The 3,204-nt window shown below is 39.0% G+C and carries 1 pseudogene; it reads left to right on the top strand.

Annotation, left to right across the window (positions count from 1 at the left end):
• A pseudogene (locus PAN06_RS13465) lies at window positions 1-3,204 on the top strand (surface-associated protein CshB); the annotation flags it as partial.

Below are 3,204 nucleotides of genomic sequence, written 5' to 3'. Positions count from 1 at the left end.
ACGTAAAGATACAAACGGAACACCTGTAACAGCTGACTATACAGCGGTAGTAGTACCTGCTGACCCAGAAGGAGACGATGTAACAACAGCGGATATTCAAGGTGCAGAACAAAGTGGAACACCTGTATTTAAAGGTGGTAAAGCAAACATCGATGGTGTAGAAAAAGAAGTGCCTATCGATGAAAATGTACCTGCTAAACTAATTGATCCAACTACAGGACAAGAAGTTGATGAAGTTGTAACAGATGAAGGAACATACAGAGTAGATCCAGATGGAACGGTTCACTTTAAACCAAAATCAGATTTCGTAGGAAAAGCTAAAGGTGTAAAAGTACAACGTAGAGATACAAATGGAACACCAGCAACTGGTACATTTACACCAACAGTGGTAGGAACTTCTCCAAAAGCAGAACCAGCTATCTCTAGTGACATTCAAGGTCAAACACAAGAACAACCAGTTAAATTCACAGGTGGATCAGCGGTTGTTAAAGACCCTGTAACAGGAGCTAAAACAGAAAAATCTGTGGATATCGATCCAGATACTTACACATTATTAGGTGAAGATGGACAACCTGCACCAGAAGTACCAGCTAAAGATCCAAAAGGAAATGTAATTGGTAAATACACTCTTAAAACAGAAGATGGTAAAGATCCAGTTGCAGTATTCACCCCAACAGATAAAACTTACGCAGGTCCAGTTCAACCAGTAACAGTTCAAGCGAAAGATAAAAACGGAACAGCTGTAACAACAACTTACACTCCAAATATCATACCTGTTAAGCCAACTGCTAAAGGGGTAACTTCTGAAGGTGCACAAGGTCAAGAGCAAAGCGGAACTCCAACATTCACTGAAGGACACGAAAAAGCTCCAATCGATCCAACTGTACCAGCTAAATTAATCGATCCAGAAACTGGTGAACCAACTGATGAGACATCAGTAGAAGTACCAGGAGAAGGAACTTACACAATCAACCCAGAAACTGGTGAAGTAACATTCAAACCAGAACCAAACTTCACAGGTAAAGCAACAGGAGTTGAAGTTCAACGTAAAGATACAAATGGAACTCCAGCAACAGCTAAATACACACCAACAGTTAAACCAGTAACACCAACATCAAAAGATGCAATTTCAGAAGATATTCAAGGTGCTAAACAAACTGGAACTCCAGTATTCACTGATGGTAAAACAACAGTTAATGGTAAAGAAGTAACTGTAGAAATCGACGAAACTGTTAAACCAACATTCGATGATGGTTCAACTACGAAAGAAGTACCAGGAGAAGGAACATACACTATCGATGAAAATGGTGTAGTAACATTTACTCCAGAACCACAATTCACTGGTAAAGCTAGCGGTGTAACAGTTAAACGTGTTGACAAAAACGGAACAGAGGTAACTGCTAAATACACACCAACAGTTAAACCAGTAACACCAAAAGCAAAAGGTGTAACTACAACTGATGTACAAGGTGCTAAACAAACTGGAACTCCAGTATTCACACCAGGTACAACAACAGTTAACGGTGTAGAAAAAACTGTAGATCTTGATGATACTAAACCAGCTACATTCGAAGATGGTTCAACTGAGAAGAAAGTACCAGGAGAAGGAACTTACACAGTAGATCCAGACGGAACAGTAACATTCACTCCAGAAAAAGACTTCACAGGTCAAGCTAAAGGTGTAACAGTTAAACGTGTTGACAAAAATGGAACACCAGTAACAGCTACTTACACTCCAGTAGTATTACCAGTAACTCCAACAGGTAAAGACGTAACATCAATCGGTGAAAAAGGACAACCTCAATCAGAAACTCCAGTATTCACACCAGGAACTACTAAAGTAAACGGTAAAACTGTAACAGTACCAATCGATGAAAAAGTAGCTCCAACATTTGATGATGGAACAACTGAGAAGAAAGTACCAGGAGAAGGAACTTACACAATCGATAAGAACGGTAAAGTAACATTCACTCCAGAAAAAGACTTCGTAGGAAAAGCTAAAGGTGTAACAGTTAAACGTGTTGACGAAAACGGAACTCCAGTAACAGCTAAATACACACCAACAGTATTAGGTAAAACAACTACAGAAAACGTAGTATCTGAAGGTGCTAAAGGACAACCTCAATCTAATACTCCAGTATTCAAAGGTGATGTAGACACTACAGTAGCCCCAACATTTAAAGATGGATCAACTGAGAAGAAAGTACCAGGAGAAGGAACTTACACAATCGATAAAGATGGTAAAGTAACATTCACTCCAGAACCAAACTTCGTAGGAAAAGCTACTCCAGTAGAAGTTGTACGTAAAGATAAGAATGGTAAGACAATCAAAGCTTCTTACACACCAACAGTTCGTCCTGACACAGTATTTGTTGATAAGAATGGTAAAGAGTTAGTTCCATCTAAAGATGGTAAGAATCCATCAGAAAAAATCTCAGGATACAAACTTGTTAAGACTGAGACGGATGAAAAAGGGAACACTAAACACATCTACGAACCAGTAACAACTAAACACGTAGATAAGAACGGTAACCCAATCCCAGGAACAACAACAGAAGAAGGAACAAAAGATCCTAAGAACATTCCAGGATACAAAGTAGTAGAGACTAAGAAACTTCCAAATGGAGATACAGAATATGTTTACGAAAAAGTAACGACATCATTCGTAGATTCAGAAGGACACGTAATCGAAGGAACAACAACTGAGGAAGGAACAACACCTAAGAAAGCAATTCCAGGTTACAAATTCGTAGAGACTAAGAAACTTCCAAATGGAGACACAGAACACGTTTACGAACCAGTAACTACAAAACACTTAGATAAAAACGGTAACCCAATTCCAGGAACAGAAACAGAAGAAGGAACAACTTCAGCTAAAACTCCAAAAGAGGTTCCAGGATACAAAGTAGTGGAAACTAAGAAGCTTCCAAATGGAGATACAGAATACATCTACGAAAAAGTAACAACAGTGTTCAAAGATAAAGATGGAAATGTAATTCCAGGAACAACTACTGAAGAAGGTACAACTCCTAAGAAAGCTATCCCAGGCTACCGCTTCGTAGAGACTAAGAAACTTCCAAATGGCGATGTAGAACACGTCTATGAGAAAGTAACAACAGTCTTCAAGGATAAAGATGGAAATGTAATTCCAAACTATCCAACAGAAGCAGGTGAGCAACCTAAGAAAGCTATCCCAGGTTACCG

The sequence above is a fragment of the Streptococcus sp. SM3 genome (genome assembly GCF_027497875.1).
Note: the sequence above shows the minus strand (reverse complement) of the source record. Positions and strands in the feature narration are given on the sequence as shown.